The 14,786-nt window shown below is 72.0% G+C and carries 12 protein-coding genes; 6 read left to right on the forward strand and 6 right to left on the reverse strand.

Annotation, left to right across the window (positions count from 1 at the left end; translation table 11 throughout):
- Positions 1 to 86: 86 nt before the first annotated feature.
- Positions 87 to 1,544 carry a catalase gene (locus ABZ454_RS31605; RefSeq protein WP_356323565.1) on the forward strand — a complete coding sequence of 486 codons (1,458 nt, stop codon included), beginning with the start codon at positions 87 to 89 and terminating at the stop codon, positions 1,542 to 1,544.
- 558 nt (positions 1,545 to 2,102) lie between these two features.
- Here the strand turns inward: ABZ454_RS31605 and gcl are convergent.
- Positions 2,103 to 3,878, reverse strand: a complete 1,776-nt coding sequence (gcl, locus tag ABZ454_RS31610; protein ID WP_359543002.1) for a glyoxylate carboligase — start codon at positions 3,876 to 3,878, stop codon at positions 2,103 to 2,105.
- Positions 3,879 to 4,175: 297 nt separating this feature from the next.
- On the opposite strand from gcl, the gene ABZ454_RS31615 reads away from it, so the two are divergent.
- From ABZ454_RS31615 to ABZ454_RS31625, 3 genes are all read left to right on the forward strand, one after another.
- Positions 4,176 to 4,898, forward strand: coding sequence for a hypothetical protein (locus ABZ454_RS31615; protein WP_359543004.1), 723 nt, complete (start codon positions 4,176 to 4,178; stop codon positions 4,896 to 4,898).
- A 49-nt stretch (positions 4,899 to 4,947) separates the two neighbouring features.
- On the forward strand, positions 4,948 to 5,484 hold the full coding sequence (locus ABZ454_RS31620; RefSeq protein WP_359543006.1) for a GNAT family N-acetyltransferase: 537 nt from the start codon (positions 4,948 to 4,950) through the stop codon (positions 5,482 to 5,484).
- A 76-nt stretch (positions 5,485 to 5,560) separates the two neighbouring features.
- Entirely contained in the window at positions 5,561 to 5,791 is a 231-nt protein-coding gene (locus ABZ454_RS31625; RefSeq protein ID WP_356323559.1) for a hypothetical protein, read from the forward strand.
- 34 nt (positions 5,792 to 5,825) lie between these two features.
- Here the strand turns inward: ABZ454_RS31625 and ABZ454_RS31630 are convergent, their stop codons facing one another.
- Positions 5,826 to 7,433, reverse strand: coding sequence for an AMP-binding protein (locus ABZ454_RS31630; protein ID WP_359543008.1), 1,608 nt, complete (start codon positions 7,431 to 7,433; stop codon positions 5,826 to 5,828).
- The gene (locus ABZ454_RS31635) at positions 7,430 to 9,106 is read right to left on the reverse strand and encodes an AMP-binding protein (RefSeq protein ID WP_356323554.1); all 1,677 of its coding nucleotides are present in this window, start codon (positions 9,104 to 9,106) and stop codon (positions 7,430 to 7,432) included. Before ABZ454_RS31635 ends, ABZ454_RS31630 begins: the two co-directional genes overlap by 4 nt.
- 131 nt (positions 9,107 to 9,237) lie before the next feature.
- On the opposite strand from ABZ454_RS31635, the gene ABZ454_RS31640 reads away from it, so the two are divergent.
- Positions 9,238 to 10,080 (forward strand): helix-turn-helix transcriptional regulator, encoded by an 843-nt coding sequence (locus ABZ454_RS31640; protein ID WP_356323551.1) that lies wholly within the window; start codon positions 9,238 to 9,240, stop codon positions 10,078 to 10,080.
- 186 nt (positions 10,081 to 10,266) lie between these two features.
- On the opposite strand, the gene ABZ454_RS31645 is transcribed toward ABZ454_RS31640, so the two are convergent.
- On the reverse strand, positions 10,267 to 11,439 hold the full coding sequence (locus tag ABZ454_RS31645; RefSeq protein ID WP_359543011.1) for a winged helix DNA-binding domain-containing protein: 1,173 nt from the start codon (positions 11,437 to 11,439) through the stop codon (positions 10,267 to 10,269).
- A 270-nt stretch (positions 11,440 to 11,709) separates the two neighbouring features.
- Between ABZ454_RS31645 and ABZ454_RS31650 the strand changes: the two genes are divergently transcribed.
- Positions 11,710 to 12,588 (forward strand): DMT family transporter, encoded by an 879-nt coding sequence (locus tag ABZ454_RS31650; RefSeq protein WP_359543012.1) that lies wholly within the window; start codon positions 11,710 to 11,712, stop codon positions 12,586 to 12,588.
- A 60-nt stretch (positions 12,589 to 12,648) separates the two neighbouring features.
- Here the strand turns inward: ABZ454_RS31650 and ABZ454_RS31655 are convergent, their stop codons facing one another.
- Positions 12,649 to 13,233, reverse strand: coding sequence for a TerD family protein (locus tag ABZ454_RS31655; protein WP_356323545.1), 585 nt, complete (start codon positions 13,231 to 13,233; stop codon positions 12,649 to 12,651).
- Between the two features lie 101 nt (positions 13,234 to 13,334).
- On the reverse strand, positions 13,335 to 14,600 hold the full coding sequence (locus ABZ454_RS31660; RefSeq protein ID WP_359543015.1) for a CaiB/BaiF CoA-transferase family protein: 1,266 nt from the start codon (positions 14,598 to 14,600) through the stop codon (positions 13,335 to 13,337).
- Between the last annotated feature and the right edge of the window lie 186 nt (positions 14,601 to 14,786).

Below are 14,786 nucleotides of genomic sequence, written 5' to 3' on the forward strand. Positions count from 1 at the left end.
ACGTCGGGTTCGGGGCGTACTTACGCTCCTGGAGCCCCAGGCCGTCGCAGTTCAGCAGCTCCCGTACGGAAGGTCGCCCCGACACCATGACGCAGCGCGTGCTTACGACCGAGTCAGGCGCCCCGGTCGCCGACAACCAGAACTCCGCCACCGCCGGCGCCGGCGGCCCGATCCTCCTCCAGGACGGTCACCTCCTGGAGAAGCTCGCCCGCTTCAACCGGGAGCGCATCCCGGAGCGCGTGGTGCACGCCCGGGGCTCCGGCGCGTACGGCTACTTCGAGGTGACCGACGACGTCACCGGCTTCACCCGGGCCGACTTCCTCTCCGAAGTCGGGCGCCGCACCGAGACGTTCATCCGGTTCTCGACGGTCGCCGACTCGCTCGGCGGCGCGGACGCCGTGCGCGACCCCCGCGGTTTCGCGCTCAAGTTCTATACGGCCGAAGGTAATTACGACCTCGTCGGCAACAACACCCCGGTGTTCTTCATCAAGGACCCGATCAAGTTCCCCGACTTCATCCACTCGCAGAAGCGCGACCCGTTCACGGGCCGGCAGGAGCCGGACAACGTCTGGGACTTCTGGGCGAACTCCCCCGAGGCCACGCATCAGATCACCTGGCTGATGGGCGACCGGGGCATCCCCGCCTCCTACCGTCACATGAACGGGTTCGGCTCGCACACCTACCAGTGGACGAACGCCGCGGGCGAGGCCTTCTTCGTCAAGTACCACTTCAAGACCAACCAGGGCGTGCGCTCGCTGTCCGCCGCGCAGGCCGCGGAGCTCGTCGGCAAGGACGCCAACTCCCATCAGACCGATCTGCTCCAGGCCATCGAGCGCGGGATGAACCCGTCCTGGACGCTGTACGTGCAGGTCATGCCGGCCGCCGAGGCGGCGGACTACCGCTTCAACCCGTTCGACGTGACCAAGGTGTGGCCGCACGCGGACCATCCGCTCCAGCGGGTGGGCCGGCTGGTGCTGGACCGCAACCCGGACAACGTCTTCGCGGAGGTCGAGCAGGCCGCGTTCTCCCCGAACAACTTCGTGCCCGGCATCGGTCCGTCCCCGGACCGGATGCTGCAGGGCCGGCTGTTCGCCTACGCGGACGCGCACCGCTATCGCCTGGGCGTCAACCACACCCAGCTGCCGGTGAACGCGCCGCGCACGGCCGTCGTCGACAACTACGGCCGCGACGGGCTGCACGCCACGCGCAACGGAGCGCGGCACGACAAGAACTACGAGCCCAACTCGTATGCGGGCCCGGCCCAGACGGACGCGGCACACTCCGCCCCGCTGGCCGTCCACGGCTGGACCGGCACGCATGAGACGCCCGCCCACACCAAGGACGACGACTTCTTCCAGGCGGGCGAGCTGTACCGGCTGATGTCGGCCGACGAGAAGGACCGGCTGATCGCCAACATCGCCGGGGGCCTTTCGCAGGTCACGCGCGACGACGTGATCGAGAAGAACCTCGCCCACTTCCACGCCGCGGACGCCGAGTACGGCAAGCGCGTGGAGGAGGCCGTCCGCGCCCTGCGCGAGGACTGAGCCTCCCGCCCGATCCCTGCCCGCGTCGTCGCGCCCGCCCGGATGAGGGGTCGCGCGGGGCGCGGGCAGGACGAGGCCGCGGCGGCGGTGCGACGCCAGTGCGGTGGCGTGGGTGGTGGTCCGGGTCCCTGACCTGAAGGGGGCCGGCCCCTCCACCCGTTCGCGCCCCGCCGCGGCCCCTGTCATTCCCTTTCGCCAGGGCGTGGAGTACGGATCACGGTCCGTGCTCCACGCCCTTTCGCGTGCGCGGGCCCCTGGGATGACCGGTTCCGTCCTCGCTCGCGGGAGGGGCTGGATCGCGCAGCGGAGGCCCGGAGAAATCACGGCGGACATCGCGTGGCATCGCCGCGGGCATCGCAGGTCACCACAGCGGACGGGCGGCACGATCAAGCCCGTCCGGCGATGGGGAGGTCTCTTCAGCCCGCCCGGCGATTGAGGACGACTCTTCAGCCCGCCCGGCTTTCGAGGACAGCCCTCAGCCCGTCCGGCCCCGGGACACAACCATGCGGCCCCCGCCTCCCCGTCCGGCGGGAAGCGCGGGGGCCGCGGCCCGACGGGTCAGGCCTTCGTGAACGGGCGGATCGCCGTCGGCGCGTGACCCGGCTCCGTCGCGAGGTCCTCGAACTCGTTGACCGACGCGATGTCCGTACCGCTCATCGCGATGTTCGTGACGCGCTCCAGGATCGCTTCGACCACCACCGGCACCCGGAACTCCGCCGCCAGCTTCTTCGCCTCCTCGAAGGCCGGCAGCAGCTGGTCCGGCTCGGTGACCCGGATCGCCTTGCAGCCCAGCCCCTCGACGACCTTCACGTGGTCGACGCCGTAGACGCCCAGCTCCGGGGAGTTGAGGTTCTCGAACTCCAGGCTGACCTGGAAGTCGATGTCGAAGGTGCGCTGCGCCTGGCGGATCAGGCCGAGGTAGGAGTTGTTCACCAGGACGTGCACGTACGGGATGCGGTGCTGTGCGCCGACCGCGAGCTCCTCCAGCATGAACTGGAAGTCGTAGTCGCCGGACAGCGCGACGACGGAGCCCTCCGGGTCCGCCGTCGCGACGCCGAGCGCCGCCGGGATGGTCCAGCCGAGCGGGCCCGCCTGGCCGCAGTTGATCCAGTGGCGCGGCCGGTAGACGTGCAGCATCTGCGCTCCGGCGATCTGCGAGAGGCCGATCGTGGTGACGTACCGGGTCTCGGGGCCGAATGCCCGGTTCATCTCCTCGTACACGCGCTGCGGCTTCAGCGGCACGTTGTCGAAGTGGGTGCGCCGCTGGAGTGCCGCCCTGCGCTCCTGCGTGGAGGCGGCCCACCCCGTGCGGTCCTTGAGGCCGCCGGCCGCCTTCAGCTCGCGCGCGACCTCGACGAACAGCTCCAGTGCCGCCTTGGCGTCGGAGGCGATACCGAGGTCGGGGGCGAAGATCCTGCCCAGCTGGGTGGGCTCGATGTCGACGTGGACGAACGTCCGGCCCTTGGTGTAGACGTCCAGCTTTCCGGTGTGGCGGTTGGCCCAGCGGTTGCCGATGCCGAGGACGAAGTCGGACTCCAGGAAGTTCGCGTTGCCGTAGCGGTGCGAGGTCTGGAGCCCCACCATGCCGGCGTTGAGCGCGTGGTCGTCGGCGATGACGCCCCAGCCCATCAGCGTCGGGACGACCGGGACGCCGGTCAGCTCGGCGAACTCCACGAGGAGTTCGGCGGCGTCGGCGTTGACGATGCCGCCGCCCGCCACGAGCAGCGGCCGCTCGGAGGCGTTCAGCATCTCCACGGCGCGCACGATCTGCTTGCGGGTCGCGGCCGGCTTGTGCACCGGCAGCGGCTCGTACAGCTCGGGGTCGAACTCGATCTCGGTGAGCTGCACGTCGATCGGCAGGTCGATGAGGACGGGGCCCGGACGGCCGGTGCGCATCAGGTGGAAGGCCTGCTGGAAGACGCCCGGGACCTGCGCGGCCTCCAGGACGGTGGTGGCCGCCTTGGTGACCGGTGCGGCGATCGACGCGATGTCCACGGCCTGGAAGTCCTCCTTGTGGAGCACCGCGGTGGGGGCCTGGCCGGTGATGCACAGGATCGGGACCGAGTCCGCGATGGCGGAGTAGAGGCCGGTGATCATGTCGGTCCCGGCCGGTCCCGACGTACCGACGCAGACGCCGATGTTCCCCGGGCGGGCGCGGGTGTAGCCCTCCGCCATGTGGGAGGCGCCTTCGACGTGGCGGGCGAGCGTGTGATGGACCCCGCCGGAGGCCTTGAGGGCCGCGTAGAAGGGGTTGATGGCCGCGCCCGGCACACCGAACGCGTTGCTGACGCCTTCGCGCTTGAGGATCTCAACTGCCGCTCGGGCAGCGGTCATTCGAGGCATTGAGTGCTCCTGCTCGGACCTGGGTGGAGTCGGGCTCTGTCGCGCCACCTGAGAGCACCAATTCCGCATTACGGAAAATCGCTTCTGCTATACGGAAGCAAATCTAAAGCGCGGCCGGACGGCCGTCAAGAGAGGCGGCCCGGGCCCGCCCCGGCCGCCGAGCGGGGCACGAAGTCCCCCAACTCCCTGCCGGGGGCATCGCTCTTGGTGGAGCATGGGGGTACGGAGCGGAGTCGGCCCGCGCTCGCGGGCTCCTGCCGCATGTCGTCGGCCGGAAGGGGTCCGAGGGTGGAATCAGTGCCGGTGCGGTGCCCGGCCTGCCGCCGCGACCACGCCTACCTCACGCCCGTCTATCCGTGCCCCTGCGGCGCGCCGACCGCCCCGCCGCTGCTGCGCGGCGCCCCCGTCACGCCGATCACCCACCGCACCTGGAACGACGACTGGGTGACGGTGCGCTGCCGGGGCTGCGGCCGGCACGACCAGTGGCCGCAGCCCGAACTGTGCTGCCCGTGCGGGGCCGTGCTGCGGATCCCGGTCCGCCCGGTGTCCGCCCCCGGCCGCAGGGCCGGCTCGTCCTCCCGGCCCGCGCGGCCGTCGCACATACCGCTGCCGCGTACGGCCCCGGCCCCGCGGCCCGCCTTCCGGCCGCTGACCATCCGCACCGCGCGCGACGCGGTCGGCGCCGCCGCGCTGTACCTGACGTGGCTGGGCTACCGCGACGTCGTGCAGCCCGCCGGACGCCCGGCGTCCCGCATCGGTCTGCGGGCGGCAGGGCTGATCGCCCAGGTCGACTCCACCACCCGGCCGACCGCCCTGCGCGACGTCGAGTGCCTGTGGCTCCACGCGCTGAACGCCTCGGTGTCGAGCGTGTTCTTCTCGCTGGCGGGGTACGCGCCGGACGCCCGGGAGCGGGCGGACGGGCTCGGCATCCCGCTGTTCGTCATGGATCTCACCGGGACCCCGCAGCCGGTGAACAGCCCGGCGGACGAACTCCTCAGCACGGGCGCCTGACCCCGGATTCCGCAGCCTAAGGGCTGGGCGCGGGGCGGCATACTGAAGCATGCGCATCCGTCCAGCCCGTCGCTCGGATCTCCCGCTCCTCCAGGACATCGAGCGCGCCGCGGGCGAACCCTTCCGCGCCCTCGGCATGTCCCGGATCGCCGACGACGATCCGCCGCCCCTGGAGCTGCTGGACGGCTACCGCGAGGCGGGCCGCGCCTGGGTGACCGCGGGCCCCGACGACCGCCCCCTCGGGTATCTGATCGCCGACCCGGTCGACGGCGCCGCCCATGTCGAGCAGGTCTCCGTCCACCCGTCGGCCGCCCGGCGCGGACTGGGCGGCGCGCTGATCGACCACGCGGCCGGCTGGGCCGCGGCGGGCGGTCTGGCCGCGCTCACCCTGACGACCTTCTCCCACGTCCCGTGGAACGCGCCGTACTACGCCCGGCTCGGCTTCCGCGTCCTGCCGGAATCCGGACTCACGGACGGGCTGCGCACGATTCGCGCCGAGGAGGCGGAACACGGCCTCGACCGCTGGCCCCGGGTCTGCATGCGACGCGACGTGCCGCAGCTCACAGAAACCGCCCGGCCACAGTGAGTGCTATCGGTCACGTTCGAGCCGGAGGCCACAGATGTTCGGTCCGTTGTCGGTGGCGGGCCTTAGAGTAGGGCGCATGGTCTTAACTCCACGGCTTTCTCCACCCGCGACCCCGCCGCACAGCACCTTCCCCGCACAGCCGGCCCACCCCGCCGCCGTCGAGGCGAACGAGGCGATCCGCGCGCTCGTGGACGCGCGCGCCGGCCAGGACTGGTCCCCCGTGGAGTCCGCGGCGTACGAGGTGCTCCTCATCGAATGGGCGGCCGCGACCCAGGGCGCCGCCGGCGACATCATCGAAGCCGCCTGACGGTGCCCGGCACCCGTCCCCCCGCCCGGGCCGACTACCGGCCGTAGTCCTCCCGGAGTTCGATCTTCCGGACCTTCCCGCTGACCGTCATCGGGAAGGCCTCCATGATCCGGAGCAGGCGCGGGACCTTGTAGTGCGCCAGCCGCTCGCGGCAGAAGGTCCTCACTTCCTCCAGGCTCGGCGGGTCGGCCGGGTCCGCGGGGATGACGCAGGCCAGGATCTCCTCGCCGTACCGCTCGTCCGCCACGCCCACCACCTGCACATCGGCGATCTTCGGGTGCTGGTAGAGGAACTCCTCGATCTCCCGGGGGTAGACGTTCTCACCGCCCCGGATGATCATGTCCTTGATCCGGCCGACGATCTGCACGTAGCCGTCCTCGCGCATCACCGCGAGGTCCCCTGTGTGCATCCAGCGCCCGGCGTCGATCACCTCGGCGGTGCGCTCGGGCTGCTCCCAGTAGCCGAGCATCACGCTGTAGCCACGGGTGCACAGTTCACCCGACACACCTCGCTCCAGCGTCACACCCGTCGCCGGATCGACGACCTTGACCTCGATGTGCGGCATGACGCGGCCGACCGTGCCGGTGCGGCGCTCCAGGTCGTCGTCGCGGCGGGTCTGGGTCGAGACCGGGGAGGTCTCCGTCATGCCGTAACAGATGGACACCTCGTCCATGTGCATCTCGGCGACGACCCGTTTCATCACCTCCACCGGGCAGGGCGATCCGGCCATGATGCCGGTGCGCAGCGAGGAGAGGTCGTACGCGGCGAAGCCGGGGAGGTTCAGCTCCGCGATGAACATGGTGGGGACGCCGTAGAGCGAGGTGCAGCGCTCCTGCTCGACTGCGGCGAGGACGGCGGACGCTTCGAAGGCGGGGGCCGGGATGACGATGCAGGCGCCGTGCGAGGTGACGCCGAGGTTGCCCATCACCATGCCGAAGCAGTGGTAGAACGGCACCGGCAGGCAGACCCGGTCCTGTTCGGTGTAGGCGACCAGCTCACCGACGAAGTATCCGTTGTTGAGGATGTTGTGGTGGGAGAGCGTGGCCCCCTTGGGGAAGCCGGTGGTGCCGGAGGTGTACTGGATGTTGATCGGGTCGTCGCAGGACAACCCGGCCTCGCGCTCGCGGAGTTGCTCTGACGTCACCGCTGAGGCGACGGCGAGCAGTTCGTCCCAGGACCGGTCCCCGATGTAGTGCACGGCGCGCAGGGCGGGGCAGTTCGCCCGGACCTCCTCGACCAGGGCCCGGTAGTCGCTGGTGCGGTGCGCGAGCGAGGCGACCAGGAGGGAGACCCCGGCCTGCTTCAGTACGTACTCCAGTTCGTGCGCCCGGTAGGCGGGGTTGATGTTGACCATGACGGCGCCGATGCGGGCCGTCGCGTACTGGACGAGCACCCACTCCGGGCAGTTGACCGCCCAGATCCCGACGCGGTCGCCCTGGGCGACGCCCGAGGCCATCAGCGCCCGGGCCAGTTCGTCGACGGCCGCGCCGAATTCGGCGTACGTCCAGCGCCGTCCGGACGGTACGTCGACGAGCGCCTCGCGGCCGGCGTACATCTGGACCGCCCGGTCGAGATTGCGTCCGATGGTGTCGCCCAGCAGGGGGGTGGCGCCGGTGCCGTGGGCGTAGGACGGCTGGGTCACGTCAGGTCCCCCTCGCTGTACTCGGTCCCCGCGCCCCGGGCGGTGCGCTCGCGCAGCTCGATGCGGCGGATCTTTCCCGAGACCGTCTTGGGCAGCTCGGCGAACTCCAGCCGGCGGACCCGCTTGTACGGGGCGAGTACGGCCCGGGAGTGGGCGAACAGCACCTTGGCGGTCTCGGGTCCGGGCTCCCAGCCCTCGGCGAGCACGATGTACGCCTTCGGGACGGAGAGCCGCACCGCGTCGGGGGCCGGCACGACCGCCGCCTCGGCGACGGCCTCGTGCTCCAGCAGGGCGCTCTCCAGCTCGAACGGGGAGATCTTGTAGTCGGAGGCCTTGAAGACGTCGTCGGCGCGGCCGACGTAGGTGATGTACCCGTCGGCGTCACGCGAGCCGATGTCGCCGGTGCGGTAGTAGCCGCCCGCCATCGCCTCGGCGGTGCGGTCCGGATCGCCGTGGTACCCGGTCATCAGGCCGACCGGGTGGCCGGACAGGTCGAGGGAGATCTCGCCCTCGACCGCGCCGGGCTCCCCGCTGACCGGGTCGAGCAGGACGACCTTGAAACCCGGGCTCGGGCGGCCCATCGAACCGGCCTTCAGGACCTGGCCGGGGGTGTTGGCGACCTGGACGGCGGTCTCCGTCTGTCCGAAGCCGTCGCGGATGGTGACGCCCCACGCCCGCCGGACCGTCTCGATGACCTCGGGGTTCAGCGGTTCGCCCGCCGCGACGACCTCGCGCGGCGGGGTCTTCAGCTGGGAGAGGTCTGCCTGGATGAGCATGCGCCAGACGGTCGGCGGTGCGCAGAAACTGGTGATGCCCGAACGGTCCATCTCGGCCATCAGCCGGCCGGCGTCGAAGCGGGTGTAGTTGAAGATGAAGACGGTCGCCTCGGCGCTCCAGGGGGCGAAGAGGTTGGACCAGGCGTGCTTGGCCCAGCCGGGCGAGGAGATGTTGAGGTGGACGTCGCCGGGCTTGAGCCCGATCCAGTACATGGTGGACAGGTGGCCCACGGGATAGGAGACGTGGGTGTGCTCGACGAGCTTGGGGCTGGCGGTGGTGCCCGAGGTGAAGTAGAGCATCAGCGGTTCGTCGGCGTCGGTCTCCCGGTCCGCCGTGAAGGTCTCCGGCTGCTCGTCGGCCCCTGCGTACGACACCCAGCCTTCGGTGTCGGCGCCGACGCAGATCCGGGTGTAGCCGCCCGGCACCTCGTCGAACTTGGCGGTGTCGGCGTCCCGGACGAGGACGTGACGGACCCTGCCGCGCTCGACCCGGTCGCGCAGGTCGACCGGGCCCAGCAGGGGCGTCGCGGGGATGACGACGGCACGCAGCTTCATCGCGGCGAGCGCGGTCTCCCAGAGCTCGGTCTGGTTTCCGAGCATGACGAGGATGCGGTCGCCCTCCCGCACGCCTTGGGCGCGCAGCCAGTTCGCGGCCTGGTTGGAGCGCGCGGACATGCGGGCGAAGGACGTCTCGGTGCGCCCGCCGTCCTCCTCCACGATGTGCAGAGCGGTCCGGTCGTTGTTCTCGGCGATGACGTCGAACCAGTCGAGCGCCCAGTTGAAGTGGTCGCTCCGGGGCCAGCGGAAGCCCTCGTAGGCCGCGGTGTAGTCCTCGCGGTGCCGGAGCAGAAAGTCCCGGGCGGCCCGGAACGTCTCCGTCGCGCTGGATGCCGACATGTGCCCTCCTCATTGCGGACCGGACCGGTCGCTTAACATCATGTAAACAGTGACCCAGGTCTCACCACCCCCGAACGGGGGTGGTGCGGGGGATGCGGTGTCCCCGGGAACCTGGGTGGAGAGGCGTCAGCGTGCCGGAATCGGTCGATGCGGTCGAGATGCAAGCGGCGCTGCTGCGGCTGCGCCGGACGAGCGGGCTGCCCGTGGCCTTCGGCGGGCTGCTCTCCGACACCCGCCACGCCAGGATCGCGGAGCTGAACGGGGCGCAGACCACGGCGCTGCGCGGGCTGGTGATCTCGGCCGGCAGTGGTCTCGGCGGCAAGTCGATCGCGCTGTCGCGACCGTGCGCGGTGACCGACTACCACTCCTCGCGCCACATCAGCCACGAGTACGACACGGCGGTGGCCGCGGAGGGCCTGCGCTCGGTGGTCGCCGTGCCCGTCGTCGTCCGCCGCAAGGTGCGGGGGGTGCTGTACGGGGCGCTGCGCGAGCCCCTCACGCTGGGGGACCGTACGTTCGACGCGGCGGTCGCCGCGGCACGCGACGTGGAGCAGGCGCTCGCCGTCCGGGACGAGGTGCGGCAGTTGCTCGCCGTGACCCGGGAAGAGGTCACGGACCCCCGGGCCGTGCCCGGGGCGTGGGAGGACGTCCGGGAGGCGCACCGCGAGCTGCGCGCCCTCGCCCCGAAGGTCGTCGACCCGGCCCTGCGCGACGAGTTGCTCGCGGTGTGCGGGCGGCTCGCCGCGGCGGCGGGCGCCCGGGTGCCGAGGGCGCGCGGGTTCCAGCTGGCGCCGCGCGAGGTGGACGTCCTCGCCTGCGTCGCCGCGGGCGCCACGAACGCGGTGGCGGCGGACCGGCTCGGGCTGCGGCCCGAGACGGTGAAGGGCTATCTGCGCTCCGCGATGCGGAAGCTGGGCGCGCACACCCGCCTCGAAGCGGTCGTCGCGGCCCGGCGGGCGGGGCTGCTGCCGTAGTCGCGTGGTCGGGTGCTCGTGGGGGTCACCGACCCCGAGGGGACCGTCCTCTTCGCCGCTCTGCTGCCGCAGTTCGTGGACGCCTCCCGGGGCATATCCCGGGGCATCTCCCGGCTGGCGGCGACGAGTCGCGCCGCACAGGGCCGGTCAGGAGCGCCCTCTGCCGCGCCCCGTGCCTCGCCCGGTTCAGCGGTCGAAGTCGACGAACGGGGCGAACCGGACGTCGTCGCCGGTGTGGGTGGGGCTGCCGGTGCTGTGCTTCACCGCCCTCGTCATGACGGTGAGCATGGCCACGGCCTCGTCCGTGACGGCGTCCCGCTCCGCTGCGGAGAACGGGCGCAGCTCCTGCACCGTGACGGTTTTCGGCGCGCCGCCCCGGCCGGCCTCCGTCCGCCAGATCGCCGCGAGGAAGCCGTCGGCCAGCACGCTGCCGTACGCCTGGTTCCCCACTCCGTTGCGGCCCTTGAGCGCCGGCGGGATGACACGGGTCCGGTCCGCGTGGCCGAGCAGGACGTTGTCGAACTCCGGCAGGAAGCGCGGCGGGGCGGGGGTGTCCTCGTCCGGGCGTGGGGCGTCGGGCAGGTCGAAGAGTTCGACGCCGTTCTCGTCCCGGAAGGTGACCAGGTGGGGCCGGAGCCGTTCGAACACCTCGCGCATCCGGGTCAGCCCGGCCCACGCCTGCATGTCCTTGACCGAGGCCGGCCCGAAGGCCGCGAGGTAGCGCAGTACGGTCCCGTCGGGCGCGGGCGCGGGCGCGGAGGGCCTGCCGAGCCAGTGCTCGACGGTGGTCAGCGCGACCTGGCCGCTCTTTCCCCACACCCCGCGCGGGGTGGTCTGGACGAGCGGCAGCAGACAGCGGGCGGCCGTGCTCAGCGCCTGCGGATCCGCGTCGGGCCACTCGGCGAGCAGCCTCTCGCGGATTTCCTTCGGGGTGCGGGGCGCCTCCTCGACGTACGCCCTGCTGAGGTCCCGGAGCCGGTCCAGGCCCACGCCCACGAGCCGCTTGCGGAAGATCCCGAGCTCCCGGTCGCGGGCCTCCTGCACGAGGGGACGCAGGGTCAGGGCGTCGTCGGCGGTGTGGGTGTGGAGGGTGGAGCGCAGGGTGACGATGCGGACGACGTCGCGCGACTCCATCAGCCCGGCGAGCTCGGCCGGCTCGAAGTCCTCCAACCGGGCGAAGAGCTGGTAGTACGGCGGCTTGGTGTTCTGCGCCTGGAGGCCGACGAGATGGCGGACGGCGTCCCCGGCGCTCATCGCGGTGCGACGGAGCAGGAGTTGGCGTGCCAGGGTCGCGCGGCCCAGCGCCCGCGGCGAGAGCACGGCGGCCGGGGCGGCGGAGGTCTTCTTCTTCACGGCCATGGACGGCACGCTACGCGGCCAAGCGGTCAGCTTCGGTCCTGATGGGCCACTTCGACGGTGCGGGACGGCTTCGAGCACACGAACACTCGGTCCTGCTGCGCCGCTGCGATCCCGACGGGTGCGACCCGGGATCCGGTCGGCGCGGCCCGGCCCCGTGAAGGCAGCCCGGCCCGTGCGGGGGCAGCCGCCGGGCAGACAGGGGGCGGCTTCCGCCATGCCGCTGCGCGGCGGGACCCCGGAATGCGCCCCGGGCACCCGCATCATGGACCGGTGATCAGCGTCCTGTTCGCCGTCCTGACCGCGCTCAGCAACGGTGCGGCCTCCGTCCTCCAGCGCCGCGCCGCCCGCACCGCCCCCGACAGCGAGGCGATGCGCCTGTCGCTGATCGGCCATCTGCTCCGCCAGAAGGTGTGGCTGGCGGGCATCGGTCTGGTGATCGTCGCGGCCGTCTGCCAGGCGGTGGCGCTGGCCACCGGACCGATCGCGGTGGTGCAGCCGATCTTCGTGATCGAGCTGCCGGCGACGCTCCTGCTGGCCGGCTTCATGATGCGGGTGCGGCTGCCCCGGCCGGTGTGGCTGGGGGTGGCCGCCGTGACGTGCGGCCTGGCCCTCGGCATGGCGTCGGCCGCCCCGGGCGGCGGCAGCGCCACGGTGCGCGGGGCGGCGTGGATTCCGGCGCTGATCCTGACGGGCCTGTTCGAGGCGGCCCTGATCGCGGCCGCCCTGGCCACCCGCGGCAATCCACGGGCGGCGCTGCTGGGCCTGGCCGCCGCCTGTGCGTACGCGCTCACCGCCGCCCTGATGAAGGACGCCATGGCCCGGCTCGACGACGGCGGGGCGGGCGCGCTCTTCGCGTCCTGGCAGCTCTACGGCACCGCCGTGGCAGGCGTCGGCGCGCTGTTCCTCCTCCAGAACGCGCTGCAGGCGGGCACGCTGGTCGCGGTCCAGCCGTGTCTGACCCTGGGCGACGCGCTGATCAGCGTCCTGTACGGGGTGACGCTGTTCGGCGAGCACCTGCGCACCGGCTGGTGGCTGCTCCCGGAGCTGGTGGCGCTCGGCCTGGTCGCCGCGGGCTGCGTGGAGCTGGCGCGCTCCCCCCTGGCCTCCGGGAACGCCGCGGCCCCGGCCCGTACGCGGCGGGTCGACTGACCGTCGCGTACGGGCCGGGGCCGGGGCGCTCGTGCCCTGCCGCCTGCTACGTGCCGCTCACTACTTGCTGACGGCGAAGCGCATCAGGGCCTGCTCGTCGCCCTGCTTGATCTTCCCGGTCTCGTTGATCACCTCGAGCTTCCAGCTCCCGCCGACCCGCATCGCCTTGGCGACGGCGCAGCCGTTGTCGTTGCTGAGCAGGCTCGGCCAGATGTCGGCGACCTGCTGGGTGGTGCCACCCGTCGCGTCGTACACCTTGAAGCTGATGTTGCGCGCGCTCTGGAAGGAGCTGTGCTTCTTGTACGCGGCGGCGATGAAGACGATGGAGGTGATGTTGGCCGGCACCCCGGCGAAGTCGACGGTCACCGTCTCGTCGTCGCCGTCACCGTGCCCGGTCTGGTTGTCGCCGCTGTGCACCAGCGAGCGGTTGCCCAGCGGGTCCAGGGAGTCCAGGCCGGCCAGGCGTACCGGCTCCGCGCCCTGCATCGCGATGGCGATCAGGTCGAGGTCGGTGCCCTTCTTCTGACGCAGCTTCCCCATCAGCCCGCCACTGGCGCCGACGGTGGGGTCCCAGGACACCCCGATGGAGAGGTGGGTCACCCCGTCCAGATCCGCCGGGCCGTCTTCCTTCTTCAACGTGATCATGCGTGATCCTCTTCGTGGCGAGATTCCTACAGGTCGAGTGTGCCTGGTGTCCCCCGGATGCATCCCATCAGGGGCAAAATTTCGACCAAGTGTTGGACGGCTCAGGACAGATTGTCCTGCGTCGGCAGGATGCCGGCGGACCCGCCCCCGTGATAGGGGTCGGCGATCTCCACGACGCCTCGGGCACGGAGCCCCTCGATGTCGGAGGCGCTGCGGCCCAGGCCGGCGAGGATCTGCTCGGTGTGACGGCCGGGCTCCGGTACGGGGTCCATCCGGGGGCCGACGCCGCCGAGGTCCACCGGTGGCAGGAGTGCCTGTACGGGGCCGGGGGCGCCGGGCACGGAGACTTCGCGCCAGCGGTCACGCTCGGTGAGCGCGGGGTGGTCGAGGAACTCGGCCACGGAGTTCACGCCGGCGTTGGCGACGGCCGCCCCGTCCAGCAGCTCCATGGCCTCCTCGCTGCCGAGGTCCGCGAACCGCGCGGCGACGATCGCGTTCAGCTCCTCGCGGTGGGCGACCCGGTCCGGGCCGGTGGCGAACCGGGGGTCGTCGACGAGTCCGGGCAGGCCGAGGACGGTGACGCAGAGGGACTGCCACTCGCGCTCGTTCTGGACCGAGAGCATCACGTCCTTGCCGTCGGCGGCGGTGAAGGGACCGTACGGCGCGATCGTGGCGTGCTGGGCGCCGATCCGCGGCGGCTGCGTGCCGCCGTAGCGCGTGTAGTACGCGGGCTGGCTCATCCACTCGGCGAGCGCGTCGAAGAGGGACACCTCGACCGTCAGGGCCCGGCCGGTGGTCGCCCGCGTGAAGAGGGCGGACAGGATGCCGCTGTAGGCGTACATGCCACCGGCGATGTCCGCGACGGAGATGCCCGAGCGCGCGGGTTCGTCGGGCGAGCCCGTGATCGACAGGAGACCGGTCTGGCACTGCACCAGGAGGTCGTACGCCTTGCGTCCGGACCACGATCCGCTCGTGCCGTAACCGCTGAGCGTGCAGGTGATGAGGGAGGGGTGGCGGGCCTGGAGGGCGTCGGCGCCCAGACCAATCCGGTTCGCCGCACCCGGCGCGAGGTTCTGCACGAACACATCGGCGCCGGCGATGAGTTCATCGAGGATCTCGCGGCCCTCGGGTGTCTTGAGGTCCAGGGTGAGGGACTCCTTGGAGCGGTTGAGCCAGACGAAATAGCTGGCCTGCCCGTGCACGGTCGTGTCGTAGCGGCGGGCGAAGTCGCCGCCGCCGGGGCGCTCGACCTTGATGACGCGAGCGCCGAGGTCGGCCAGCTGACGGGTGGCGAAGGGCGCCGCGACGGCCTGTTCCAGGCTGACGACGGTGATGCCCGCGAGCGGGAGCGGAAGCGGTTCGGTCATGCGCCCATACTCCCGGGCCGGTCCCCGCGCGAGCGGGCGCCCGGATGCTCCCGGGGCGGGCGGCCGCGCGGGCGGAGTGACCCGCGTCCGGGTGGCCGTCGGCGCTCCCCGGTGATGCGGTCCGCGCACCCGCGTAGGGGCGGCCGACCACACTCTCCGGGCGGCGCGCCCAGCCGGACGGCGACG

The organism is Streptomyces sp. NPDC005803 (assembly GCF_040630435.1).
Taxonomy (GTDB): domain Bacteria; phylum Actinomycetota; class Actinomycetes; order Streptomycetales; family Streptomycetaceae; genus Streptomyces.

Bases quoted from the DNA above. Each gene is read 5' to 3' on its own strand.
- ABZ454_RS31655 (WP_356323545.1), bottom strand. From the start codon at position 13,233: ATGATCACGTTGAAGAAGGAAGACGGCCCGGCGGATCTGGACGGGGTG.
- ABZ454_RS31645 (WP_359543011.1), bottom strand. From the start codon at position 11,439: ATGGCCGTGAAGAAGAAGACCTCCGCCGCCCCGGCCGCCGTGCTCTCG.
- ABZ454_RS31605 (WP_356323565.1), top strand. From the start codon at position 87: ATGACGCAGCGCGTGCTTACGACCGAGTCAGGCGCCCCGGTCGCCGAC.
- ABZ454_RS31660 (WP_359543015.1), bottom strand. From the start codon at position 14,600: ATGACCGAACCGCTTCCGCTCCCGCTCGCGGGCATCACCGTCGTCAGC.
- ABZ454_RS31620 (WP_359543006.1), top strand. From the start codon at position 4,948: ATGCGCATCCGTCCAGCCCGTCGCTCGGATCTCCCGCTCCTCCAGGAC.
- gcl (WP_359543002.1), bottom strand. From the start codon at position 3,878: ATGACCGCTGCCCGAGCGGCAGTTGAGATCCTCAAGCGCGAAGGCGTC.
- ABZ454_RS31625 (WP_356323559.1), top strand. From the start codon at position 5,561: ATGGTCTTAACTCCACGGCTTTCTCCACCCGCGACCCCGCCGCACAGC.
- ABZ454_RS31635 (WP_356323554.1), bottom strand. From the start codon at position 9,106: ATGTCGGCATCCAGCGCGACGGAGACGTTCCGGGCCGCCCGGGACTTT.